Source organism: Streptomyces sp. NPDC058469, assembly GCF_042721125.1.
GTDB lineage: Bacteria > Actinomycetota > Actinomycetes > Streptomycetales > Streptomycetaceae > Streptomyces.
Map to the genome: position 1 here is coordinate 49,352 of NZ_JBHXME010000029.1, position 24,138 is coordinate 73,489.

The following is a 24,138-nucleotide window of genomic DNA, read 5'->3' on the forward strand; positions in this document are numbered from 1 at the left end:
CGGGGCAATCAGCGTTGATGTGTCGCGACGGCCTAGGCTTCGAGGGGTGATGGAGACCATCGTGTTCGACGTCGGCGAGACGATCACCCGAGACGACCGGTACTGGGCGTCGTGGGCCGACTGGCTGGACGTTCCCCGCCACACCCTCTCCGCACTCGTCGGGGCTGTGGTGGCCAGGGGCCAGGACAATGCGGAGGCGCTCCGTCTCGTTCGGCCGGGTATCGATGTCGCCGCCGAGTACCGCGCTCGCGAAACGGCCGGCCGCGGCGAGTGCCTCGACGAGAGCGACCTCTACGACGACGTGCGCCCGGCCCTGTCCGCGCTTCGCGAGCTCGGAGTGCGTGTCGTCGTCGCAGGTAACCAGACTTCCCGAGCTGGCGAGTTGCTGCGTGATCTCGATCTGCCTGTGGATCTCGTCGCCACGTCGGGGGACTGGGGGGTGGCGAAGCCGCAACTGGAGTTCTTCGAGCGGGTACTTGAGGTGGCCCAGGCCGCACCGGACCGGACGGTCTACGTCGGCGACCATCCGGCCAACGATGTCTTCCCCGCCAAGCGGGCGGGGTTGCGCGTCGCGCACATCCGTCGTGGTCCGTGGGGGCATCTGTGGGTGGATGACCCCGAGGTCGTGGCGGTGGCGGACTGGCGTATCGACAGTCTTGTCCAGCTCGCGTCGATCGTGGCGGGCTCCTGGACTGACAACCTCACCCCTTGACCGCCCCGCCCAGCGCGAACCCACCCCCCAACCGCCGAGCCACCAGCACATACAACAAAATCACCGGCGTCGAATAAACAACCGAGAACGCGGCCAGCTGCCCGTAAGCCACCATCCCCCGATTCCCGAAGAACTCATTGATGCTCACGCTCGCCGGCATCTGATCCGGCGTAAGCAGCAGCATGAACGGGACGAAGAAGTTCCCCCACATCATCACGAAGGAGAAGACGGTCACCACCGCCACCCCGGGCCCCATGAGCGGAAGAACAATCCGCACGAGCGACTGAAGTGACGACGCCCCGTCGGTCCACGCGGCCTCCTCCAGTTCCTTCGGTACGCCGTCCATGAAGTTCTTCATCAGCCAGATGGCGAACGGCAGTTGGGACGCCGCGAAGAAGAAGATCGTGCCCTGCATGGTGTCGATGAGATTCACCTGCACGAACAGCGCGTACACCGGCACCATGATCGCGGTGATCGGAAGGCTCGTCGCGAAGAGGATCGTCAGGAGGAAGGGGCGGTTCAGGCGCGACCGGAACCGCGACAGCGGATACGCCGCCAGCGCCGCGCACACCACCGTCAGCAGTGTCCCGAACCCGCACAGGATCAGGCTGTTGAGCAGGGGCGTGAAGGTGATGTCCGAGTTCAGGATCGCGTGGAAGTTGTCCAGGGTCAGGCCGTCGGGGGCCTTCACCTTGAGGTCCGCGTGGGCGTCGAGGGACGACAGGACAACCCAGAGCAGTGGCAGTACGAACGTCGCCGCGACCACCAACAGCCCCGCGTCCGCTGCCAGGCGTCGGCTCGTGCGGCGGGAGGAGAGGGTGAGTGCCATGGGTCAGACCTCCGTTCGCAGCAGGCGCATGTAGATCACCGAGAAGAGCGAGCCGACCAGGAGCAGGAGCAGTGCGACCGCCGTGGCGTAGCCGATCATGCTGTTCTGGAAGGCCTGTTCGTACATGTAGAGGGGGAGGGTCTGGCTCTTGTTTCCCGGGCCGCCTCGCGTCATCACCCAGATCAGACCGAAGACGGACAGGGTCTGCAGCGTGTTCAGCATCAGGTTCGTGCCGATCGAGCGGCGGATCATCGGCAGCGTGATGTGCCACATGCGGCGCCAGCCGCCCGCGCCGTCGACCTCCGCCGCCTCCGTGATCTCCTGGGGGATCTCGTTCAGGGCCGCCGAGTACACGAGCATCGAGAACGCCGTTCCCCGCCACACGTTCGCGAAGGACACCGCCAGGATCGGAAGCGTGAACAGCCAGTTCTGGGAGGGGAGATGGAGCCAGTCCAGGATGGCGTTCAGGGTGCCTTCGCGGCGGAAGAAGGCGTAGAGGAGGAAGCCAGCCACCACCTCCGGGAGCACCCATGCCGTGATCACGATCGCGCCCGTGAGGGTGCGGATCGGTTTCGAGGCGCGTTGCATGAGGGTGGCGAGCGCCAGGCCGAGGGTGTTCTGGCCGACCAGCGACGACAACACCGTGAACACCAGCGTCAGCCAGACCGCGTTGAGGAATTCCGCGTCCTTGAAGGCCGTACGGAAATTCTCGAAGCCCACGAAGGACGAGTGGGCCTGGCCGGTGAGTTGGAGATTGGTGAAGGCGATGTAGGCGCAGTAGCCGATCGGGACGGCCAGGAAGAGGAGCAGGAGGATCAGGGCGGGGGAGAGGGGGAGGAGGTGGGTGAGGATGCGGCGGAGGGTGCGGTGGTCGTTGCGGGGGTGTCGCTGGTGCGCGGACTGTCGGGGGGCCGGGCCCGGGCCGGACTTCGTCACGTCCGGGCCCGCCGCTTGCCGGGGTGCGGTGGTCACTTCTGGGTGACCTGGTTGTCCGTGGCCGACTTGAGTTCGTCGTCGTACGAACTCGCCGCCTTGTCCACCGACATGTCGCCGGTCGTCACGCCCTCCATCGCCTCCTGGATGGCGGTCGAGACCTTCGGGTACGCCGGGTAGGCGGGGCGGTAGTGCGTGCTCGCGACCAGGTCCGTGAAGAACTTGATGCCGGGCTGGGCGGTCGCGTAGGCGGGGTCGGCGGCGACGTCCTTCCGCACGGAGATACCGGAGTTGGCGATGTACCACTTCTCCGCGTTCGCCTTCGTCTGCATCGTCTTGATGAAGTCGAAGGCAAGGCCCGGGTTACCGGCCTTGGAGGGGATGGCCCAGGTCCAGCCGCCCGACATGCTCACCTTGCCGGGAGCCTGGCCCTGCTGGGTGGGCATGTACGCGAGGCCCAACTCCTTTGACCAGTCCGGCCATTCATGCCCGCTGCCCTTCAACCAGGCCTGCGGCAACCACGATCCGTCGAGGGCGATGCCGAGTTTGCCCTTGGGGAGCAGTTCACCGGCCACGTAGGTCTGGATGTTGGGGTCGAGGGCGTCCGAGACGTCCGGGCCGAGCTTCTCCTTGTAGACCGAGTGGACGAAGGAGAGCGCGTCCTTGAAACCCTGGCCGCCGGCGATCCACTTCTTCGACGACTTGTCGTAAAGGGGGTCCGTGGTCCCGTCGTTGGTGCCGTAGAGCAGCATCTCGAAGCCCTGCATGGTGGCCGCTTCGCCGGCCGGCTTCCCCGTGTAGACGTTGAGAGGGGTGACGCCTGGGACCTTCTGCTTGATCGTGCGGGCCGCGGCGAGGACATCGGCCCACGTCTTCGGCTGCCAATTCGCGGGCAGACCCGCCTTCTTGAAGATCCCCTTGTCGAACCAGAGGCCTCGGGTGTCCGTGCCGTCCGGGACGCCGTACGTCTTGCCGTCCTCGGCCTTGGCGGCGGACTTCGACGTGTCGATGAACTGGTTCCAGTCCGGCCACTTGTCGAGGTAGGAGTCGAGGGGCTTCAAGTACCCGGACGTGATGTCGCTGTTGATGAGGAACGTGTCCTCGTAGACCAGGTCCGGGGCGGTCTTCGGCGAGCGGAGCATCTGCTGGAGCTTGGTGTAGTACTCCGAGTCCGGGGCCTTGATGGGGACGAGCTCGACCTTCTTGCCCGGGTACTGCTTCTCGAACTGCTTCTTGATGTCGGCCAGGTAGGTGTCCATCACCTTGATGGAGTTGTCCGTCGACTGCTTGAAGGAGATCTTGACGGTGTCGGGGCTGCTGCCGGAACCGCTGCCGCAGGCGGTGAGGGTGGTTGCGGCAAGGGAGAGAGCGGCGAGAGCAACTAGGGGCGTGAGTAGGGCAGTTCGGTGGGGGCGGGTGGCGGTGGGGCGCACGGGCATGACCTCCTACGGGCTCACTACGTTGTGGCCTGGGCGGATGGCTGCCCGGTGAAGGTAAGTGGAGTGGTCTAGTCAGGTCAATGCGTCTGCGCGGGATTGGGCGACGGCGGCTTCGGTGGGGGCGTTGGCTCGGGTGTAGGCGGCGGCGGAATGGAGGTAGTTGGTGCGGGCTTCGGCGGGGCGGGCGGCGTGCTTGTGGGCGATGGCCAGGTTGGAGAGGGTGCGGCCCGTCTCGTACCAGCTGTCGAACTCCCGGTAGCCGTCCAGGGCCTTCTCGTACGCCTCAACCGCCTCCTCTACACGGCCCAGCCCACGCAGGGCGCCGCCGAGGTTGTTCCACGCGGTGGCCTCGAGGTGGCGGTCCCCGGCCGTCTGGAAGAGGTCGCGGGCGCGGGTGTGGGCGTCGTTGGCCTCCTCCGCCTGGCCCGTCTGCTGCAGGGCGTTGCCGAGGTTGTTCCACGTGATGGCCTTGAGGTGGCGGTCCCCGGCGGTCTGGTACAGGTCGCGTGCGCGGGTGTGGGCGTCCATGGCCTCCTCCATTCGGCCCGTCTGCTGTAGGTCGACGAACAGAGTCCCGCCCGGGAACCACCCGTCCCGCACGGCCTTGTGCGCAGCACACAACGCCAGCGACGTCTTCCCGATCCCGCCAAGGCCGGACATCGCGCAGATCACCACCGGCAGTTCGGACTCCGCGGCCGGGTCCAGTACGGGAAACAGCCGCGCCAAGTCCTCGTCCCGTCCGGTGAATCCGGCCGGCACCGCAGGCAACGCGGCCGTGGCAACCGGCACCGGACCGTGAACGGACCCGCGACCCGCCCCGCTGTTACCGCTGCCCGTCCTCCCGCCCCACCCGTTTGGCAACGAACGGCCCGTTGAAGGTGCTCCCCCGGAAGTCGAGGTGATCTCCCCCGTACGCAGCCCCCCGATGGGGTCCTCCTCGGAGTCCTCGACCTCCCTGTCGGAACCCCCGCCCCGTCAAGGACGAGCAGAAGACCCGTATCGGTTTCCGCGACAACCTCCTCTACGTCACCCTCACCGTGGTCGCCGCCGTCATCGCCGCCGCGGCCCAGGCCAAGCAGTCCGAGATGCTGCTCGCGCTGCCCCCGGTGTGTGTCGTGCTCGGCTGGACCTACCTCGTGAACGACGAGAAGATCTCCGCGATCGGGACGTATGTACGGGACGACCTGGGGCCCCGACTCGCCGAACTCACCGACGCCGAGGCGGTGTTCACGTGGGAGACCGCCCACCGTTCCGACACCCGGCGACGTTCCCGCAAGGTCATCCAGAGTGTGGTCGACCTGCTGGCGTTCTGCGTCGTCCCGCTCGCCGGTCTCGTCGTCTACTGGGCCGCGGGTCAGACGTCCCCCGGGCTGCTCGCCCTGTCGGTGGGCGAGGCGCTCATCGTCGTCGGCCTCGCCCACCAGGTCCTCAGTTACGCCAGGCCCTTCAACTCGCCCCGCCCGCCTACCCCTTGACCCACCGATACTGCAACTCAGGCCGCCCCACAGTCCCGTACTGAGGACTACGCGCAGCCCTCCCCGCCTCCACCAAATGCTCCAGGTACCGCCGAGCAGTGATCCGGGAAATCCCCACCGCCTCCGCGACCCCCGCCGCAGTAAGCCCCTCCCCGCAATCCCGCAGAGCGACAGTCACCCGCTCCAGCGTCGGCGCACTCAACCCTTTGGGCAGCGCCGCAGGCGAAGGCGCCCGTAGCGCGGCCAACGCGCGGTCGACCTCGTCCTGACCGCTTGCCTCACCCGCCGCCGCATGGAACTCGGCGTACCGCACCAGCCGATCCCGGAGCGTGGCGAACGTGAACGGCTTGAGCACGTACTGCACGACCCCCAGTGACACCCCCTCCCGCACCACCGCCAGATCCCGAGCCGACGTCACCGCGATGACGTCGGCGTGATACCCGGCCGCCCGCAACGACCGCGCGAGTTGCAGCCCGTGCGCGTCCGGCAGATGCAGGTCCAGCAGCAACAGGTCCACCTGCGTACGCTCCAGCGCGCGCCGTGCCTCCGCCCCCGTGTGTGCCTTGCCCACCGCCACGAACCCCGGTACTCGGCCGACGTACATGACGTGCGCGTCGGCGGCGACGGGATCGTCCTCGACGATCAGGACGCGGATCGGCTGGGCCGTAGTCACGAGGTACCACCCTTGGAAACAGAGCCCGCGCTCATGGAACCCGACCCCGACCCCGACCCCGAACCCTGGGACGCCTGAACGCCGCTGTCCTCGCTCGCCTCCCGATCCGCCCCCCACAAAGGCAACCGCACCTCGAACACCGCCCCGCCCCCCTCCGCCTCAGCCACCGTCAACGTCCCCTCATGCCGGTTCACCGCCTGCCGTACCAACGCCAGCCCCAGCCCCCGGCCACCGGGCCCGGCCGGCTTGGTCGAGAAGCCCCGTTGGAACACCGCCTCCGCGTGCGCCGGATCCACCCCCGACCCCGTGTCCGCGACCCGCAGCACCAGGGCGGAGCCGTCCGCGCCCGCTTCCGTGTACGCCGTCACCGTGACCCGTGCCCGCAGGCTCCCCTGCGCCGCGTCCACCGCGTTGTCGATGAGGTTCCCGAGGATCGTCACCAAGTCCCGCGCGGACAGCGAGTCGGGCAGCAGGCCGTCGTCCAGGGCGCTGTCCTCCGACACCACCAACTCCACACCCCGCTCGTTGGATTGGGCCGTCTTGCCCAGCAACAGGGCTGCCAGCACAGGCTCGTTGACCGCTGACACCACCTGGTCGGTCAGCGTCTGGGCCAGCTCCAGTTCGGCCGTCGCGAAGTCCACCGCCTCCTCCGCGCGCCCCAACTCGATCAGCGAGACGACCGTATGCAAGCGGTTCGCGGCCTCGTGGGCCTGCGAGCGCAGCGCCTGTGTGAAGCCCCGCTCCGAGTCCAACTCGCCCATCAGGGACTGGAGTTCGGTGACGTCCCGGAGGGTCGCCACCGTTCCGCGGCGCTCACCGCCCGACACCGGCGACGTGTTCACCACCAGCACCCGGGACGCCGTCAGATGCACCTCGTCCACGCGCGGCTCCGACGACAGCAGCGCTCCCGTCAGCGGTGCGGGCAGGCCGAGGCTCGCCACCGAGCGGCCCACCACGTCCACCTCCGGGCCCACTCCCAGCAACTCCCGCCCACCGTCGTTCATCAGCGCCACCCGGTATTGACCGTCGAGCATCAGCAGCCCTTCGCGTACCGCGTGCAGCGCGGCCTGGTGGTAGTCGTGCATGTGGCTCAGCTCGGACGCGTTCATACCGTGGGTGTGGCGGCGGAGGCGGGCGTTCACGACGTACGTCCCTACGGCACCCAGTGCCAGGGCGCCGGCCGCCACCCCGATCAGCGCCGTGACCTGGTCCTGGACCCGCTGGGTGATCGCCTCGACCCGGATGCCGGCGCTGACCAGGCCGATGACCTTGTCGCCGCTCTTGACGGGGGTGACCGCGCGGACGGACGCGCCGAGTGTGCCGGTGTAGGTCTCGGTGAAGGTGTGGCCCTGCTGGGCCGGCCCGATGTGGCCCAGGAACTTCTTCCCGATCTGGTTCTGGTCCGGGTGCGTCCAGCGGATGCCCTGCGGATTCATGATCGTGATGAAGTCGACCTGAGTGTCCCGTTGGACGGTGAGGGAGTACGACTCCAGGTGCGCGGTGGGGTCGGACGTACCGATCGCCGCCACCACCGACGGCGAGTCCGCGACCGAGCGGGCCACCGCCATGGCCTGGCGGCCGGCCGCGTCCTCCGCTTGGCTGCGGTCGCTGACGTAGGTGAACAGCGCGTACCCGGCGACGACGACCGCTATCAGCACGGCCTGCATGCCGAAGAGCTGGCCGGCGAGGCTGCGGGGACGGGGGACGTGCGGGAAGCGCATGTCGTCAGTGTGCCTCTCCGGTTACGCGTGAACTAAATGAACGGAAGGGTGACCGCCCTCACAAGCCGGGAGATAGTCACCGCAACCCCGGAAGCAGCCGCCTCCCGGACCAGGCCGCACATCGAATCGGATCAGTATCGAATCGGATCAGTGCGGACCGTCGTAGAACCCGTAAGACCCGTATGACCCATGAATCCCCGGACGTGAGCCGCACTCGCAGCCCGGGTTCCGCCGGTCGTGAGCCGCACGCCGGATGATGCCGACGACGTCGTCAAGGAGGGCAGCCGTGGCCAGCACCCCCGCACCCGCACCTGCCGCACCCGCAGCACCGCCCGTGAAGCGGGACCGCACCCACTACCTCTACATCGCGGTGATCGTCGCGGTCGCCCTCGGCATCGCCGTCGGGTTCGCCGCGCCGGACTTCGCCGTGGAGCTGAAGCCGATCGGTACGGGCTTCGTCGCGCTGATCAAGATGATGATCTCGCCGATCATCTTCTGCACGATCGTGCTCGGCGTCGGCTCCGTACGGAAGGCCGCGCAGGTCGGCAAGGTCGGCGGACTCGCGCTCGGCTACTTCATCGCGATGTCGTTCGTGGCGCTGGCCATCGGCCTGGTCGTCGGCAACATCATCCACCCGGGCAGCGGCATGCACCTGACCGAGGCCGTCAAGGGCGTCGGACACACGCAGGCCCAGGCCGCCGCCGAGGGCCCGGTCGACTTCCTGCTCGGGATCATCCCGACCACCTTCGTGTCGGCGTTCACCGAAGGCCAGGTCCTCCAGACGCTGCTGATCGCGCTCCTCGCGGGCTTCGCGCTGCAGGCCATGGGCCGGACCGGCGAGCCCGTGCTGCGCGGTGTCGAGTACATCCAGAAGCTGGTCTTCCGCATCCTCGGCATGATCATGTGGGCCGCGCCCGTCGGTGCCTTCGGCGCCATGGCCGCCGTGATCGGCGAGACCGGCATGGACGCGCTGAAGGCACTGGGCACGATCATGCTCGGCTTCTACATCACCTGTGCGCTCTTCATCATCGTCGTGCTCGGCACGCTGACCAAGCTGGTCGCCAAGGTCAACCTCTTCCAGCTGCTGAAGTACCTCGGCCGTGAGTTCCTGCTGATCGTCTCCACCTCCTCCTCCGAGTCCGCGCTGCCGCGGCTCATCGCGAAGATGGAGCACCTGGGTGTCAGCCGCCCGGTCGTCGGCATCACCGTGCCGACCGGCTACTCCTTCAACCTCGACGGCACGATGATCTACCTGACCATGGCCTCGCTGTTCATCGCCGACGCCATGGACCAGCCGATGAGCATCGGCCAGCAGATCGGCCTGCTGCTCTTCATGATGGTCGCCTCCAAGGGCGCGGCCGGTGTCTCCGGCTCCGGTATCGCCGTACTCGCCAGTGGTCTGCAGTCGCACAAACCCGCCCTGGTCGACGGTGTCGGCCTGATCATCGGCATCGACCGCTTCATGAGCGAGGCCCGCGCCGTCACCAACTTCGCCGGCAACGCCGTCGCCACGCTGCTCATCGGCACCTGGACCGGCGAGGTCGACAAGGAGCGGGTGGACCGGGTCCTCGCCGGTGAACTGCCCTTCGACGAGAAGACGTTGCTCGACGAGAAGGGCGGCGACGACCACCTCGACGGAGTGCCCGAGCAGGGCGGCGAGAAGGAACTCGCCAAGGCCTGAGCGCTCGTCGACGCTCCCCCGAAGCCGGGGCGCCCGGACCCGCCTGAACACGGCCCGGACGCCCCATGGACTCCGGGCGGCTGGGTGTCCCCCCGTCGCTCAGCCGCCCGGTCCACCTCGCGTCCCCTGTCGGTCCGGCCCCTTGCGGCCGGCTGTCACGCGGATGCACTAGCGTGCCGTGCCGTGCCGGAAACCTCCGGCGCGCACGGCACGTTCGCGTTCGGCGGGAGTCACGGGGGCCATGGGCATGAAGATCGACTGGGACCGGCGGCACTGCGCACGGCACGGGCACGCGACGTACGCCCCCGACGAGACGGCACTGCGGGAACGGCTGCGCGCCGAGACCGGGTTCGGGGAGGCCTGGCGCTGTCTGCGCTGCGGCGACTTCGTCCTCGGCGAACCGCACGGTTCGGGGCCCGCTGAGCATGCGCCCCTGGTGCCGCGCGGGAAGGTGCTGCGGGACCTGTTCATCCTGCGGTTCCTGGCGATCGAGCGGGCCGTGCGCGGCGTGTTCATCGTGCTGGTCGCCGCCGCGGTCTGGAAGTTCAGCAACAGCCAGGACTCGGTGCGCAAGCTCTTCGACGACTACCTCAACGTCTTCCGGCCCGTCTTCAAGCACTTCCACTACGACCTCGACCACTCGCCGATCGTCGGCTCCATCCAGAAGACCTTCGGCTACAAGCACTCCACGCTGGTCCTGGTCGCCGTCCTGCTGCTGGCGTACGCGCTGATCGAACTCGTCGAGGCCGGGGGACTCTGGTACGCCAAGCGCTGGGCGGAGTATCTGACGGTGGTCGCGACCGCCGCGTTCCTGCCGCTGGAGATCTACGAACTCACCGAACACATCAGCTGGTTGAAGATCGCCACCCTCGTCCTCAACATCCTCGCCGTCGTCTATATCGCCCTGGCCAAGCGGCTGTTCGGGCTGCGCGGCGGGCGGAAGGCCTTCGACGAGGAGCGGGAGAGCGCGTCCCTGCTGGAAGTGGAGACATCGGCCGGCGTCATGGTCTGACGTCCGCGGGGCTCATGTCTGACACCCTGGTCCGAAACATCAGAACCTGGGTGCTATGTAGGCAGAAATGGGTGAACCGGGCGGAGTGGGGTTCATGAGCGAGGCCGAGTACGAGCGCAGATACAGCGCCGAACGCGAGCCCTCGCCCCTGTCGTTGCAGCAGATCAGCGAACTCTTCCACCAGCTCCTCGCCGCGGTCGCCCGCCCCAGGTCGAAGGACTACGACCCCGCCCGCAACCTCACCGAACGCCTCCGCGCACACCTCGGCACCGCCCCCCGCGACCGGCCCCTCGTCAAGGCCGCGTATCCGCCGCACGACCTCCCGAACGGGCAACTCGCGCTGGAGCACTGGTTCGCGGGGGAGGACCGTTCCTACGAACTGGTCGGCGCGCACGGAACCCGCCGACCTCCGCGCGGCCCTCGACGAACTCCTCTCCGACCGCGACCAGTTGACGCGTCGGCTGCTCGGGGTGCGTGGGGCGGAGGACGAGGACGAGGACGAGGACGAGCGGGAGTGACGCCGTCGCCCTCGGCTATCGCACCGCGTCCGGCAGCCACTCCCGGGCGTGGGTGAACGTGTAACCGAGCCGCGTGGCGCGGGAGTTGTCCATGCCGTAGGAGCGGGCGAAGGAGAACGGGGAGGTCTCGCCCTCCTCCGCCGTCCGGAACACCACCTTGCCGGAGGGGAGTTGGGCGGCGAGCGCCTCGCACAGGTCCTCCGTGGTCAGCGGGTCGTGCGAGGCCGCGTTGACCGGGCCTGTGAAGTCCTGGCCCGCCGCCCAGAGGAGGAAGTCGGCGATCTCGTCGACGTGGATGTAGGTCGCCGGGTGGTTCGTGGCCGGGACGGCGATCGGCTCGCCCGTGCGGATGCGGTCGGCGTAGTGGTCCAGGCGGCCGGTGAAGTCGTCGGCACCGCCCAGGACATGGGCCACGCGGACCGCCGTGTACGGGAACTCCGGGCCGGACGCCGCGAACACCGCCTCCGCCTGCCGCTTCCCCTCGCCGTAGTGCGTGTCGAGGAACTCCGGGTCGTCCCAGGGGAGTTGGAGATCGACGGTCACGGCGAGCGGATCGACGGCCGCCTCGCTCACGAGAGCGGGCGAGTCCTCGTACTCGTACACCTCGACCGTCGACGTCATCACATAGCGGCCGGTGCGGCCGGTGAGGACGCGACGGGCGATCGCCGCCTGGCGCGGGGTGTAGCAGACCTGGTCGACGACGACGTCGAAGGTGCGCGGGCCGAGAGCGGCGCGCAGCGCGTCCTCGTCGTCGCGGTCGGCGGTCAGGTGCACCACTCCGGCGGGCGGCGCCGACGAACCCCGGTTGAGGACCGTGACCCGGTCCCCGGCGGCCAGCAGCCGCGCGATCAGCCGCTTGCCGAAATAACGGCTGCCGCCGATGACCAATACGTCCCGCGCCTTTTCCATGACCATAATTCTTCGGGCGTATCCGCAGGATCTGAAGGGGGAGACATGGGAGTTCAGGCCGCCGCGCCAAAAGAACCACGGCATCCGCGAGCCACCGCCGACGAAACACCGGTGGCCTTCGACGCAGTGGACCGGCAGATCCTCCACCTCCTCCAGACCGACGGCCGGATCAAGCTCAGCGAGCTCGGACGACGGGTCCGGCTGAGCCCGGCGGCGGTCACCGAGCGCGTGCGGCGGCTGGAGGCCGCGGGCGTGATCAGCGGCTACGGCGCGCAGGTCGTCCCGGGCCGGCTCGGGTACGGCATCCAGGCGTTCATCCGGGTCAACCCGCACGGCGGCTACACCCTGAAGCACCCCAGGACCCTGGAGCTGATCGAGCGCCCCGAGATCACCGAGGTGCACCACGTCGTCGGCGAGGACTGCTGGATCCTCAGGGTCGCCGTCCGGGACACCGTCCACCTGGAGGAGGTCCTCGAAGCGGTCTCCGTGCTCGGGCGCACCACGACGTCGATCGTGCTGACCTCCCCGGTGGAGCGCAAACCGCTGTTGCCCTGACGTCGACGTCAAGGATTACCGTCGTAGGCATGCGAATCGGCGAGCTGGCCGCGCGGGCCGGGACCACGGCGCGGGCGTTGCGGTACTACGAGGCGCGGGGGTTGCTGCCCGCGCGGCGGGGCGGCAACGGGTACCGGACGTACGACGAGGGCGATCTGAAGCTGCTCAGGCAGATCAGGACGTTGCAGGACTTCGGGTTCGACCTGGAGGAGATGCGGCCCTTCGTGGAGTGTCTGCGGGCCGGGCATCCGGAGGGGGACTCGTGTCCGGCGTCGCTCGCGGTCTACCGGCGCAAGCTGGCCGAACTGGACTCCCTGATCGGGGAGTTGCAGGCGGTGCGGGCGGAGATCGGGGTGCGGCTGGCGACCGTCGAGGAGCCACCACCGTTGTGCGAACTGGGAGGGCGGGAACTGTGATCGACGTGACGCACGTAGTGGACGTGACGGACGAGAACTTCACGGCAGAGGTGATCCGGGCGGAGTTGCCGGTACTGGTGGAGTTCACGGCGGACTGGTGTCCTCCGTGCCGGCAGATGGGACCGGTGCTGCGCGCCCTCGCCACCGAGGAGGCCGAGCGGCTGAAAGTGGTGCAGTTGAACGTCGATCAGAATCCGGAGACCACGAACGCCTACAAGGTCCTCTCGATGCCCACGTTCATGGTCTTCCGGGGCGGTGAGCCGGTGAAGGCCATGGTGGGGGCCCGGCCCAAGCGCCGGCTGCTGGAGGAACTGGCCGATGTGATCTGAGCGATCCGGGCCTCTTGAAGAGCCTCTTGAACGAGAAAATCCCCTGAGCAATTGCGCTCGGGGGATTTCTTTGCGTATATTCAATGGTTCGCGACTTCACGGGAATTGGGTCGCAAAGAGGCTTAGTGAGCACAGTATATATGTCCGGGAGTGGAATTGTCAAACAGCGATGAAATTCACGGTGAGCAGGAATTCATCGACGGTCTGTACGCACGCGTGGACGCGCTGCGCGGCGCCACCGAGGACTCCGTCACGGACGCGCTCGGGCAGGGCAACACGCCCATGCAGGCCCGGCTGGAGCGGGACATCCTGGTCGCCGAGCGCTCGGGGCTGCTCGCCGCTCTGAACGCCGTGGACGGCTCGCTCTGCTTCGGCCGCATCGACCTGACCTCCGGCGTCACCCACCACATCGGCCGCATCGGCATCCGCTCCGACGACGCCGACCTCACGCCGATCCTGATCGACTGGCGCGCCGACGTCGCCCGCCCCTTCTACCTGGCCACCGGCCACACCCCGATGGACCTGCGCCGCCGCCGGCACCTCACCACCGACGGGCGCCGCGTCACCGCCCTGCACGACGAGATCCTCGACCTCGGCGACGCAACCCGCACCGGCCACGAGGACCCGAGCGGCGACGCCGTCCTGCTCGCCGCGCTCAACTCCGCGCGCACCGGCCGGATGAGCGACATCGTGCAGACCATCCAGGCCGAACAGGACGAGATCATCCGCGCGCCCTATCGCGGGGTGCTCGTCGTCGAGGGCGGCCCCGGCACCGGCAAGACCGCCGTCGCGCTGCACCGGGCCGCGTATCTCCTCTACGAACACCGGGAGTTGCTCGCCAAGCGCGCCGTCCTGATCGTCGGCCCGAACCCCGCCTTCCTCGGCTACATCGCCGAGGTGCTGCCCTCCCTCGGCGAGACCGGCGTACTCCTGGCGACCGTCGGCGAGTTGTTCCCCGGCGTGAAGGCCACGGCCACCGACAGCAGGGCCGCCGCCGCGGTGAAGGGCCGTGCCGACATGGCCGACGTCCTCGCCGCCGTCGTACGCGACTGGCAGTCGCTGCCCGACCCGGTGATCGCCATCGAGCACGACCGCGAGATCCTGATGCTCGACGACGGCCTGGTGCGGGTGGCCCGCGACCAGGCCCGGGAAGCCCAACTCCCGCACAACGCGGCCCGGGAGCACTTCGAGGGCCACATCCTCAACACGCTCACCGAGATGGTCGCCGAACGCATCGGCACCGACCCCTTCGACGGCAGCAACCTCCTCGACCCCAGCGACATCACCCAGATCCGCGACGAACTCGCCGAGAACCCCGAAGTCTGGGCCGCCATCGACCAGTTGTGGCCGCGCCTGACCCCGCAGTACCTCGTCGCCGACTTCCTCGCCGACCCCGTTGGCTATGTCTCCGACGACGACGCGGACGCCATCCGCCGCCCGGTGACCCGCGAGTGGACCGTCGCGGACGTACCGCTGCTCGACGAGGCCGCGGAACTCCTCGGGCGGGACGACCGGGTGCGGCGGGCGCGGGCCCAGCGGGAGCGGGAGGAGCAAGTGTCGTTCGCGCAGGGGGTGTTGGACGTGTCCTTCGCCTCCCGGACGTTCGAGTTCGAGGACAAGGAGGAGGGCGACCCCGAGGGGTCCGAGGTGCTGTCGGCGCACGACATCATCGACGCCGAGCGCTTCGCCGAGCGGCACGAGGAGGAGGACCACCGCAGCGCCGCCGAGCGCGCGGCGGCCGACCGTACCTGGACGTTCGGCCACATCATCGTCGACGAGGCGCAGGAACTCTCCCCGATGGCCTGGCGGTTGCTGATGCGCCGTAGCCCGACCCGGTCGATGACCCTGGTCGGCGACCCGGCCCAGACGGCGGAAGCGGCGGGCGTGGGCTCCTGGGCGGAGATCCTCGCCCCGTACGTCGAGGACCGCTTCGACCACACCCGCCTCGGCGTCAACTACCGCACCCCCGCCGAGATCATGGACCTCGCGGCGGCGGTCGTCCGTGCGGAGAACCCGTCCTTCGAACCGCCGAGTTCGGTACGGTCCACGGGTGTACGGCCCTGGGTGCGGGCCACGGACGATCTGCCGGGCGCGGTGGCCAAGGCCGTGGGTGAACTCACCCCTGCGGAGGGGCGCCTGGCCGTTATCGCGCCGCGGGATCTGCACCGGAGGCTGGCGGCTCGGCTGGACGGGGTGACGGCGGGGGCGGAGCCGGATCTGACGCGGAGTGTTGTTCTGCTGGATCCGCGGCAGGCCAAGGGGTTGGAGTTCGACTCCGTGTTGGTGGTCGAGCCGGGGCGGTACGGGACGAGTGATCTGTATGTGGCGTTGACTCGGGCGACGCAGAGGCTGGGGGTGTTGCACACGGGGGCGTTGCCGGTGAGCTTGGCCGAAGCGGTGGCGTTGTGAGGGTGGCTGGTGTCGGTGTGGGCGTCCCTGGGGGCTGCGCCCCCAGACCCCCACCGGCCCTGAGGGGCCTCGTCCTCAACTCCCCCAGAGGGGCCCCAACAGGCCGGCTATAGCCGGCCTGCGTCAGTAAGTGCCGGGCGGGACGGGTGTAGCCGGCCTGCGTCAGTAAGTGCTGAACAGGCTGGATCTTGTCGGCGGGTGTTGAAAAGGCCCGGGATTGAACGGCCCCCGCCGGTGCTGTGAAGGTGCCGTCCGGTAATTGGAGTTGAGGCTGCTATGCCGGGCGCAGCCAGACTGTCGCGAGCGGGGGCAACGTCACTCGGATGCTGGTCGGGCGGCCGTGCCACGGTTGGGGTTCGGGCTTGATGGGGTCGGGGTTGGTGATGTCGCCGCCGCCGTAGAGGGCGGTGTCGGTGTTGAGGGTTTCGTGCCAGGCGGGGACGTCGTCGGGGGTGCCCAGGCGGTAGCCGTGGCGGACGACGGGGGAGAAGTTGCTGACGGCGAGGAGGGGGGAGCCGTCGGTGTCGTAGCGGAGGAAGGCGAAGACGTTGTCCTCGGAGGCGTCGCCGGTGATCCACTGGAAGCCGGCCGGGTCGGTGTCCAGTTGCCAGAGGGCGGGGGTGTGGCGGTACACCGTGTTGAGGTCGCGGACCAGGTCGCGTACGCCTCGGTGGTCGGCCTCGGCGCCGTAGGCCGGGTCGAGGAGCCACCAGTCGGGGCCGTGGGTCTCGGACCACTCCGCGCCCTGGGCGAACTCCTGGCCCATGAAGAGGAGTTGCTTGCCGGGGTGGGCCCACATGAAGGCGAGGTAGGCGCGGAGGTTGGCGCGTTGCTGCCACCAGTCGCCGGGCATCTTCGACACCAACGACCGCTTGCCGTGGACGACTTCGTCGTGGGAGATCGGGAGGACGTAGTTCTCGCTGTAGGCGTACACCATGGAGAACGTCATCTCGCCGTGGTGGTGTTTGCGGTGGACGGGCTCGTGCGACATGTAGTCGAGCGAGTCGTGCATCCAGCCCATGTTCCACTTCAGCCCGAAGCCGAGGCCGCCGAATCCGCCGGGGCCGATGTGGTGCGTGGCGCGGGTGACGCCGTCCCAGGCGGTGGACTCCTCGGCGATCGTCACGACTCCGGGCACCCTGCGGTACACGGTCGCGTTCATCTCCTGGAGGAAGGCGACGGCGTCGAGGTTCTCCCGGCCGCCGTGCTCGTTCGGGGTCCACTGGCCCGGCTCGCGTGAGTAGTCGAGGTAGAGCATCGAGGCGACCGCGTCCACGCGCAGGCCGTCGATGTGGAACTCCTCGCACCAGTAAACGGCGTTCGCCACAAGGAAGTTGCGGACCTCGCGGCGGCCGAAGTCGAATTCCAGGGTGCCCCAGTCGGGGTGCGCGGCACGGAGCGGGTCCTCGTGTTCGTACAGGGGGCGGCCGTCGAACTCGGCCAACGCCCAGTCGTCGCGCGGGAAGTGGGCCGGTACCCAGTCCATCAGGACGCCGATACCGGCCTGGTGCAGGGCGTCGACGAGGAACTTGAAGTCGTCTGGGGTGCCGAGGCGGGCGGTCGGGGCGTAGAAACCGGTGACCTGGTAACCCCACGAGCCGCCGTAGGGATGCTCGGCGACCGGCATCATCTCGACGTGGGTGAAGCCCAAGTCCTTGACGTAGGCGGGGAGTTGCTCGGCGAGCTGGCGGTATGTCAATCCCGGGCGCCAGGAGGCGAGATGGAGCTCGTAGACGGAGAAGGCAGCCTCGTGGGCGGGGACTTCCGCGCGCTGGGCGAGCCACGCGTCGTCGTTCCACTCGTAGTGCGAGGCGTGGATGATCGAGGAGGTGCTCGGCGGGACTTCGGTGCGGCGGGCCATGGGGTCGGCACGGAGTGTCTTCGAACCGTCGGGCCGGGTGATCTCGAACTTGTACAGCTCGCCCTCGCCGATGCCGGGCATGAACACTTCCCAGACACCGGTGCCGCCGAGTGAGCGCAGCGGGGCGCCCGTCCCGTCCCAGAAGTTGAAGGTACCGGCGAGGCGTACGCCTTGGGCGTCCGGCGCCCACACGGTGAAGCGGGTGCCGGCGACCCCCTGATGCGTCATCGGCCGCGCCCCGAGCGCCTGCCACAACTCCTCGTGCCGGCCCTCACCGATCAGATGCAGGTCCAGATCCCCGAGCGCGGGCAGGAACCGGTACGCGTCCTCGACCTCCTGCACGGTGCCTTCGTAGGCCACGGCGAGCCGATACTCCGGGACGCCCTGTAGGGGCACCAACCCCGAGAAGAACCCGTCCCCGTCGTCATGCAACTCGGCCCTCAACTGCCCGGCCACGACGGTCACTCCAAGCGCGAACGGCCGAAACACCCGGAACGCGACACCGCCTGGGACCGGGTGGGCGCCGAGTACGGAGTGGGGGGCGTGGTGGGTTCCGTGGAGGAGGCGGTCGCGGTCTGTGGCGTTGAGGGCGGGGGAGATGGTGATGGCCGGGGGGGTGGGGGTGGGTGAGGTCGGCGGGGTGGGCGGTGTGGCCAACTGCGGGGCGTCGGCGGAGGGCGGTGAGGTGGGCGGTGTGGCCAACTGCGGGGCGTCGGCTGGGGTCGGCAGCGGGGCTGGGGCCGGAGCGGTGGGCGGGCTCGCGGGTGTGGCTGGCTTCGAGGCGTCGGCAGAGGCCGATGGTATGGGCGAGGTCGGTTCGGTGGATGGCGTCGCCGGTGTGGTCGGCTCCGAGGTGTCAGCCGCAGCGGGCAGCGGTGCCGGTGCCGAAACTGGTGCGGTCGGCGGTGCGGGCAGGTTCGGAGCAGTGGTCGGTGTCGGCGGTGCAGCCGGCTTCGAGGTGTCGGCCGAGGCCGGTGGTGTGGGTGAGGGCGGTGCGGTGGACGGGCGCGTAGTCGACTCCGAGGCAGTGGCCGGGGCCGGGGGTATGCCTGACTCTGGGGCCTCGGCCGGAGTCTGGTCCGGAGCAGATGCGGTTGGTGGCGATGGCGGGGTGGTCGACTCGGGGGCGTCAGCCGGCGCCATCAGCGGGGTCGGCGCCGAGGCCGGTTCGGTGGTCGCCGTCGGCGGCGTGGCCGACTCCGAGGTGGGTCCCGACCCCGAGGTGGGCCCCGGTTCCGAGGTGGGCCCCGACTGCGCGGTCGGACCCGGTTCCGGGTTGGACGCGATGCCGGGGGCAGCAGCCTCCTGACCCGGTGTGGATGCCACCTGGCCCGGTGTGGAAGTCGCCTGCTCCGGTGCGGAAGCCCCCTGCTCCGGCGCGGAATCCGCCCCCTCCGATGCGGCAGCCTCCCTTTCCGGCGCGGGAGAAGCAGCCCCCGAATCCGTCCCCGTGTCGGCAGTCACCGTCCTCCGCGTGGGCTTCTCGTCAGCCGCGATCGTCTTCCTGGCCAGGCCCTTCTTCGCCGAGTTCTTCTTCCCGGCACCCTTCTTCGCTGCGGCCTTCTTGGTCACGGCTTTCTTCGCGGCGGCCCTCTTTGTCACGGTCTTCCTCGCGCTGCTCGTCTCCGCCACCACTTCTTCCGCCGAGCCCGTCTCCGCCGGGACCTTCGCCGTCACGTTCGTCCTCTTCGCCGTACCCGTCTTCGCGGCGCCCGTCTTCGTCATGGCCTTCTCCGTCGCAGCTTCTGTCGCCGAGGTCTCTTCCGCCGAACCAGTCTTCGCCACGGCGTTCTTCTTCCCTGCACGCTTCTTGGCAGCGGCCTTCTTGATCACGGCGTTCTTCGCCGCTGCCTTCGTCGCCGCGGCCCTCTTCGTGCCGGCGTTCTTGGCCGTCGCCCTCTTGGCCGCGGCCTTTCCAGGCTCGGCTGTCTCGGTCGGCGTGTTCTTCGTCGCCGTCCTCTTGGTTCCAGCCTTCTTAGGCTCAGCGGTCTCAGCTGGCGTGTTCTTCGTCGTCGTCCTCGTGGCTTCAGCCTTCTTAGGCTCAGCGGTCTCAGCTGGCGTGTTCTTCGTTGCCGCCCTCTTGGTTCCAGCCTTCTTAGGCTCAGCGGTCTCAACCGGCGTGTTCTTCGTCGCCGCCCCCTTGGCCCCGGTCTTCCCGCGCTCAGCCTTCTCAGCCGCCGCCCTCTTCGTACCGGCCTTCTTCGCGGCGGCGTTCTTCGTCCCGCCCTTCTTCTTGGTCGCCTTCTCCGCAACCGCCTTCTTGCCCGCCGCCCCCTTTGCCGTGGCCTGCTTGTCCGCAGCCCCCTTCACCGCAGGCTGCTTGACCACCGGCCCCTTCACCGTGGCCCCCTTGCCGCTCGCCCCCTCACCCGCAGCCCTCTCCACAGCCTCGGCGGCCTTCTTCGTGTCGCTGCCGCCACCGCCCCTTTTCTCCTTAGGAGCCGTCGGCTGCAGTTCCGTACCGCTCTTCTCCTCGGCCGGCTTCTTCCTCGGCCTTGGATCCGAACCGTTGGACGGGGGACGCGGGGTCACGGGTAGAGCCTCCTGGGCGGGTGAGGGTGGAGTGGGTGGGTCAGGTTGTGGGGTTGGCCAGGCGGCGGACCGCTGACAGGGGCACCGGGAGCCAGTCCGGGCGGTGGCGGGCCTCGTAGAGGACCTCGTAGATCGCCTTGTCCGTCTCGTACGCGCGGAGGAGCACGGGGTCCGTGCGCGGGTCCACGCCGGTGACTTCCGCGTAACCCGAGCAGTACGCCGCCCGGCACGTGTCCGCCCAGCCCGGTGCCGGCGGGGTCGTCGAGTGGGCCGCGTAGTCGAAGGAACGGAGCATCCCCGCGATGTCCCGTACCGGAGGCTGGGGCATACGGCGTTCCGCGAGGGGCCTGGACGGCTCGCCCTCGAAGTCGATCAGGGACCATTCCCCGGACGGCGAGTGCAGGCACTGGCCCAGGTGCAGGTCGCCGTGGATGCGCTGGGCCGTCCAGGTGTGGCCCTCGGCCGCCAGGTCCGCCAGTGCCGAGAACGCCGAGTGCAGGCCGGAGGCGTACGGGCGTAGGGCGGGGACCGCTTGTGCCGCCGCGTCCAGGCGGTCGGTCATGCCGGTGACCAGGAGTTGTAGTTGTACGTGGCCCAACGTCATCGTCGGTAGCGCTCGCGCCAGGGCGACATGTACTTCCGCCGTGGCCCTGCCCAGCGACCTCGCCTCCGCGCTGAAATCCTCGCCCTTGGACAACTCGCCCAGCGCCAGTTCCCAGCCGTCGGCCGCGCCCTGCACGAACGGCTGGAGCACTCCGAGGACGTACGGCTCGTCGGCGAACTCCGCCCGTAGCCACGCCGTCGGCGCCGGCACCCGGGGGCAGCCCTCCAGGGCGAGGGCCAGCGGGAGTTCCAGGTCGGGGTTGGTGCCGGGCACGATCCGGCGCAGCAGCTTCAGGATGAACGTATCGCCGTAGACCACCGACGAATTGGACTGTTCCGCCGTCATCAGGCGTGGTGTCAGGCCGGGGCCGATGCCCGGGGCGTCCGGGGCCCGTTCGAAGCGCAGCCCGCCGATGCGGGCCTGGGCGCGCAGCGCCTCCAGGAGCACCTCGGCGGGCCGGGGGTCGTACAGGGCCTCGTACACCGTGTGACCGGCGAGCGGGCCCTCCTCCACATGTCCGATGAGCGCGGGCGCGAGCCGGGGTGGCAGCGCCTCGCGCACACCTATGAGGAGTTGGTAGCAGTCGCCCGGGGCGGGTGACTGATGGGCGCGGACCAAGAGGTGGTAGAGGCCCAGTTTGCCGTCCAGCGGCAGGAGTTCGGTTGCTGCCACGAGCGAGAAACCGGTGACGGGACGGCCTTTGCCCGCGAACCACCGTTGCCTCGGCAGCCACTCCCGCAGGAGGGGGTCGAGCGACGCGAGGAGGCCGGGACCGGGACTGGTCCGGCCGGAAAGTGTGACAGTTTCCGCCATAGGTGTCACATTCCTTTCCCCGGGGGGTGGTCGGGGTGTCACTGTTGCGTGCCCCGGGCGGGGCGGGGGAAACCGAAACCGCCCCGCCCCGACGGGTTCGTTCTAGGCGGCTTCCTTGCGGAGCCGGAACCAGTAGAAGCCGTGGCCCGCCAGCGTCAGCAAGTACGGCAGTTCGCCTACGGCCGGAAAGCGCACCCCGCCGAACAGTTCGACCGGATGCCTCCCATTGAACGCCCGCAGGTCCAGTTCCGTCGGCTGCGCGAACCGGGAGAAGTTGTTCACGCACAGGACGAGGTCGTCCTCGTACTCGCGCAGGAACGCGATCACCGCCGGATTGGACGACGGCAGCTCCCGGTACGAACCCAGTCCGAACGCCAGGTTCTGCTTACGGATCTCGATCATGCGGCGGGTCCAGTGCAGCAGCGAGGAGGGCGACGACATCGACGCCTCGACGTTGGTGACCTGGTAGCCGTAGACGGGGTCCATGATGGTCGGCAGTGACAGCCGGCCAGGGTCACAGGACGAAAAACCTGCGTTGCGATCCGGTGTCCACTGCATCGGGGTGCGGACGGCGTCGCGGTCGCCGAGCCAGATGTTGTCGCCCATGCCGATCTCGTCGCCGTAGTAGAGGATCGGCGAGCCGGGGAGGGAGAGCAGCAGGGCTGTGAACAGCTCGATCTGGTTGCGGTCGTTGTCCAGCAGGGGGGCCAGCCGCCGTCGGATTCCGATGTTGGCGCGCATACGCGGGTCCTTGGCGTACTCGGCCCACATGTAGTCGCGTTCCTCGTCGGTGACCATCTCCAGCGTCAGCTCGTCGTGGTTGCGCAGGAAGATGCCCCACTGGCAACTCGACGGGATCGCGGGGGTCTTGGCGAGGATCTCCGAGACGGGGTAGCGCGACTCGCGGCGTACCGCCATGAAGATCCTCGGCATCACGGGGAAGTGGAATGCCATGTGGCATTCGTCCCCGCCGCTCTGGTAGTCGCCGAAGTAGTCGACGACGTCCTCGGGCCACTGGTTCGCCTCCGCCAGCACCACCGTGTCGGGGTACTGGGCGTCGATCTCCTTGCGCACCCGGCGCAGGAACTCGTGCGTTGCCGGAAGGTTTTCGCAGTTGGTGCCCTCGGCCGCGAACAGGTACGGGACCGCGTCCAGCCGGAAGCCGTCGATGCCCAGGTCCAGCCAGAACTTCAGCGCCGAGATGATCTCCTCCTGCACGGCCGGGTTCTCGTAGTTGAGGTCCGGTTGGTGGGAGAAGAAGCGGTGCCAGAAGTACTGCTTGCGGACCGGGTCGAAGGTCCAGTTGGAGGCTTCGGTGTCGACGAAGATGATGCGGGCGTCGGGGTACTGCTTGTCGTCGTCGGCCCACATGTAGTAGTCGCCGTAGGGGCCGTCGGGGTCTTTGCGGGACTCCTGGAACCACGGGTGCTGGTCGCTGGTGTGGTTCATGACGAAGTCGATGATGACGCGCATGCCCCGCTGGTGGGCGGAGTCGACGAACTCGACGAAGTCGGCGAGGTCGCCGAACTCGGGGAGTACGGCGGTGTAGTCCGAGACGTCGTAACCGCCGTCTCGGAGGGGGGATTTGAAGAAGGGGGGCAGCCAGAGGCAGTCGACGCCGAGCCACTGGAGGTAGTCGAGTTTGGCGGTGATGCCCTTGAGGTCACCGATGCCGTCGCCGTTGCTGTCCTGGAAGGAGCGGACCAGGACCTCGTAGAAGACGGCGCGTTTGAACCACTCGGGGTCCCGGTCCTTGGCGGGAGTGTCCTCGAAGGTGTCCGGGACGGGCTCGTTGACGATCATATGGTGGGTGACCCTCCGATCTGCGGGGACGGTCGCAGGACGGTGAGGATGTGCGCGGCCCGGTTACCCGGTTCCAGGCGCACATAGTTGGCCCTGCCCCAGTGATAGGTCTCACCGGTGAGCTCGTCGCGCACCGGCACCGACTCGTGCCATTCCAGGCCGAGTTGCGGCATGTCCAACGAGACCGTGGCCTCCTGGGTGTGGTGAGGGTCGAGGTTCGCGACCACCAGAACCGTGTTCGAACCGCTCCGCTTCGAGTACGCGATCACCGCCTCCTGGTCCACGTGGTGGAAGTGGAGGTCGCGCAGCTGCCGCAACGCCGGGCTGCGGCGCCGGATGTCGTTGAGCTTGCCCAGCAATGGCGCGATGCTACGTCCTTCCCGCTCGGCCGACACCCAGTCGCGGGGACGGAGTTGGTACTTCTCGGAGTCGAGATACTCCTCGCTGCCCGGCCGCAACGGGGCGTTCTCGCACAACTCATACCCGCTGTACACCCCCCACGTCGGCGAGAGCGTCGCCGCGAGCACCGCCCGCAGTTCGAAGGCGGGCCGGCCGCCGTCCTGGAGGAACTCGTGCAGGATGTCCGGGGTGTTCACGAACAGGTTCGGCCGCATATAGGCGGCGGCCTCGCCGGACAACTCGCTGAGGTACTCGGTGAGTTCCTCTTTCGTGTTGCGCCAGGTGAAGTAGGTGTACGACTGCTGGAAACCGATCTGCGCGAGCGTGTGCATCATCGCGGGACGGGTGAACGCCTCGGCCAGGAAGATCACGTCCGGGTCGGTGCCGTTGATGTCCGCGATCACCCGCTCCCAGAACAGGACCGGCTTGGTGTGCGGGTTGTCCACGCGGAAGATCCGCACCCCGTGGTCCATCCAGTGCCGCAGCACGCGGACGGTCTCGGCGATCAGGCCGTC

19 protein-coding genes and 2 pseudogenes are annotated in these 24,138 nt (G+C 68.7%); 10 read left to right on the forward strand and 11 right to left on the reverse strand.

Going from position 1 to position 24,138, the window contains the following annotated elements; genetic code table 11:
* Positions 1 to 49: 49 nt before the first annotated feature.
* Positions 50 to 712 carry an HAD family hydrolase gene (locus tag ACFWP5_RS16150; RefSeq protein WP_384155816.1) on the forward strand — a complete coding sequence of 221 codons (663 nt, stop codon included), beginning with the start codon at positions 50 to 52 and terminating at the stop codon, positions 710 to 712.
* On the opposite strand, the gene ACFWP5_RS16155 is transcribed toward ACFWP5_RS16150, so the two are convergent.
* The 4 genes from ACFWP5_RS16155 to ACFWP5_RS16170 form a co-directional block, all read right to left on the reverse strand.
* Complete coding sequence (locus ACFWP5_RS16155; RefSeq protein ID WP_384155819.1) at positions 702 to 1,541, reverse strand: carbohydrate ABC transporter permease; 840 nt, start codon at positions 1,539 to 1,541, stop codon at positions 702 to 704. The two genes, ACFWP5_RS16150 and ACFWP5_RS16155, sit on opposite strands and share 11 nt — an antisense overlap.
* A gap of 3 nt (positions 1,542 to 1,544) precedes the next feature.
* Positions 1,545 to 2,513, reverse strand: a complete 969-nt coding sequence (locus ACFWP5_RS16160; RefSeq protein WP_384155822.1) for a carbohydrate ABC transporter permease — start codon at positions 2,511 to 2,513, stop codon at positions 1,545 to 1,547.
* Positions 2,510 to 3,913 carry an extracellular solute-binding protein gene (locus tag ACFWP5_RS16165; protein WP_384155824.1) on the reverse strand — a complete coding sequence of 468 codons (1,404 nt, stop codon included), beginning with the start codon at positions 3,911 to 3,913 and terminating at the stop codon, positions 2,510 to 2,512. The genes ACFWP5_RS16160 and ACFWP5_RS16165 overlap by 4 nt, the downstream gene beginning before the upstream one ends.
* Positions 3,914 to 3,985: 72 nt before the next feature.
* The gene (locus ACFWP5_RS16170; protein ID WP_384155827.1) at positions 3,986 to 4,702 is read right to left on the reverse strand and encodes a tetratricopeptide repeat protein; all 717 of its coding nucleotides are present in this window, start codon (positions 4,700 to 4,702) and stop codon (positions 3,986 to 3,988) included.
* A 185-nt stretch (positions 4,703 to 4,887) separates the two neighbouring features.
* On the opposite strand from ACFWP5_RS16170, the pseudogene ACFWP5_RS16175 reads away from it, so the two are divergent.
* Positions 4,888 to 5,388 (forward strand): annotated as a pseudogene (locus ACFWP5_RS16175) (hypothetical protein); the annotation flags it as partial.
* On the opposite strand, the gene ACFWP5_RS16180 reads toward ACFWP5_RS16175, so the two are convergent.
* Together ACFWP5_RS16180 and ACFWP5_RS16185 are read right to left on the reverse strand one after the other, a co-directional pair.
* A complete protein-coding gene (locus ACFWP5_RS16180) occupies positions 5,378 to 6,061 on the reverse strand; it encodes a response regulator (protein ID WP_384155830.1) in 684 nt (227 codons plus the stop codon). The pseudogene ACFWP5_RS16175 and the gene ACFWP5_RS16180 overlap by 11 nt on opposite strands.
* Positions 6,058 to 7,782, reverse strand: a complete 1,725-nt coding sequence (locus ACFWP5_RS16185; protein WP_384155833.1) for an ATP-binding protein — start codon at positions 7,780 to 7,782, stop codon at positions 6,058 to 6,060. Before ACFWP5_RS16185 ends, ACFWP5_RS16180 begins: the two co-directional genes overlap by 4 nt.
* A 253-nt stretch (positions 7,783 to 8,035) precedes the next feature.
* Here ACFWP5_RS16185 and ACFWP5_RS16190 point away from each other — a divergent pair, with 253 nt between their 5' ends.
* From ACFWP5_RS16190 to ACFWP5_RS16200, 3 genes are all read left to right on the forward strand, one after another.
* Positions 8,036 to 9,463 (forward strand): cation:dicarboxylate symporter family transporter, encoded by a 1,428-nt coding sequence (locus ACFWP5_RS16190; protein ID WP_384155835.1) that lies wholly within the window; start codon positions 8,036 to 8,038, stop codon positions 9,461 to 9,463.
* A gap of 247 nt (positions 9,464 to 9,710) precedes the next feature.
* A complete protein-coding gene (locus tag ACFWP5_RS16195; RefSeq protein WP_384155866.1) occupies positions 9,711 to 10,475 on the forward strand; it encodes a DUF2127 domain-containing protein in 765 nt (254 codons plus the stop codon).
* A 94-nt stretch (positions 10,476 to 10,569) separates the two neighbouring features.
* On the forward strand, positions 10,570 to 11,049 hold the full coding sequence (locus ACFWP5_RS16200) for a hypothetical protein (protein WP_384155838.1): 480 nt from the start codon (positions 10,570 to 10,572) through the stop codon (positions 11,047 to 11,049).
* Here the strand turns inward: ACFWP5_RS16200 and ACFWP5_RS16205 are convergent.
* Positions 11,009 to 11,908: an NAD-dependent epimerase/dehydratase family protein gene (locus ACFWP5_RS16205; RefSeq protein ID WP_384155841.1), complete on the reverse strand. Its 900-nt coding sequence runs from the start codon at positions 11,906 to 11,908 to the stop codon at positions 11,009 to 11,011. The two genes, ACFWP5_RS16200 and ACFWP5_RS16205, sit on opposite strands and share 41 nt — an antisense overlap.
* A gap of 39 nt (positions 11,909 to 11,947) precedes the next feature.
* Here ACFWP5_RS16205 and ACFWP5_RS16210 point away from each other — a divergent pair, with 39 nt between their 5' ends.
* The 4 genes from ACFWP5_RS16210 to ACFWP5_RS16225 all read left to right on the forward strand — a co-directional run bounded on the left by ACFWP5_RS16210 (position 11,948) and on the right by ACFWP5_RS16225 (position 15,611).
* Positions 11,948 to 12,457: an Lrp/AsnC family transcriptional regulator gene (locus tag ACFWP5_RS16210; protein WP_384155844.1), complete on the forward strand. Its 510-nt coding sequence runs from the start codon at positions 11,948 to 11,950 to the stop codon at positions 12,455 to 12,457.
* 29 nt (positions 12,458 to 12,486) lie between these two features.
* Entirely contained in the window at positions 12,487 to 12,873 is a 387-nt protein-coding gene (locus ACFWP5_RS16215; protein ID WP_384155847.1) for a MerR family transcriptional regulator, read from the forward strand.
* Positions 12,870 to 13,202 (forward strand): thioredoxin, encoded by a 333-nt coding sequence (gene trxA / locus ACFWP5_RS16220; RefSeq protein ID WP_384155850.1) that lies wholly within the window; start codon positions 12,870 to 12,872, stop codon positions 13,200 to 13,202. Before ACFWP5_RS16215 ends, trxA begins: the two co-directional genes overlap by 4 nt.
* Positions 13,203 to 13,358: 156 nt before the next feature.
* The gene (locus ACFWP5_RS16225) at positions 13,359 to 15,611 is read left to right on the forward strand and encodes a HelD family protein (protein ID WP_384155853.1); all 2,253 of its coding nucleotides are present in this window, start codon (positions 13,359 to 13,361) and stop codon (positions 15,609 to 15,611) included.
* Positions 15,612 to 15,885: 274 nt separating this feature from the next.
* On the opposite strand, the gene glgB is transcribed toward ACFWP5_RS16225, so the two are convergent.
* Entirely contained in the window at positions 15,886 to 18,615 is a 2,730-nt protein-coding gene (glgB, locus tag ACFWP5_RS16230; protein ID WP_384155869.1) for a 1,4-alpha-glucan branching enzyme, read from the reverse strand.
* Positions 18,616 to 18,922: 307 nt separating this feature from the next.
* Between glgB and ACFWP5_RS16235 the strand changes: the two genes are divergently transcribed.
* Positions 18,923 to 20,080 (forward strand): hypothetical protein, encoded by a 1,158-nt coding sequence (locus tag ACFWP5_RS16235; RefSeq protein WP_384155872.1) that lies wholly within the window; start codon positions 18,923 to 18,925, stop codon positions 20,078 to 20,080.
* On the opposite strand, the gene ACFWP5_RS16240 is transcribed toward ACFWP5_RS16235, so the two are convergent.
* From ACFWP5_RS16240 to ACFWP5_RS16250, 3 genes and pseudogenes are all read right to left on the reverse strand, one after another.
* Positions 20,045 to 21,421: a maltokinase gene (locus tag ACFWP5_RS16240; protein ID WP_384155856.1), complete on the reverse strand. Its 1,377-nt coding sequence runs from the start codon at positions 21,419 to 21,421 to the stop codon at positions 20,045 to 20,047. The genes ACFWP5_RS16235 and ACFWP5_RS16240 overlap by 36 nt on opposite strands.
* Before the next feature lie 102 nt (positions 21,422 to 21,523).
* Positions 21,524 to 23,224 (reverse strand): maltose alpha-D-glucosyltransferase, encoded by a 1,701-nt coding sequence (gene treS, locus ACFWP5_RS16245; protein WP_384155858.1) that lies wholly within the window; start codon positions 23,222 to 23,224, stop codon positions 21,524 to 21,526.
* Positions 23,221 to 24,138 (reverse strand): annotated as a pseudogene (locus ACFWP5_RS16250) (alpha-1,4-glucan--maltose-1-phosphate maltosyltransferase); the annotation flags it as partial. The gene treS and the pseudogene ACFWP5_RS16250, both read right to left, overlap by 4 nt.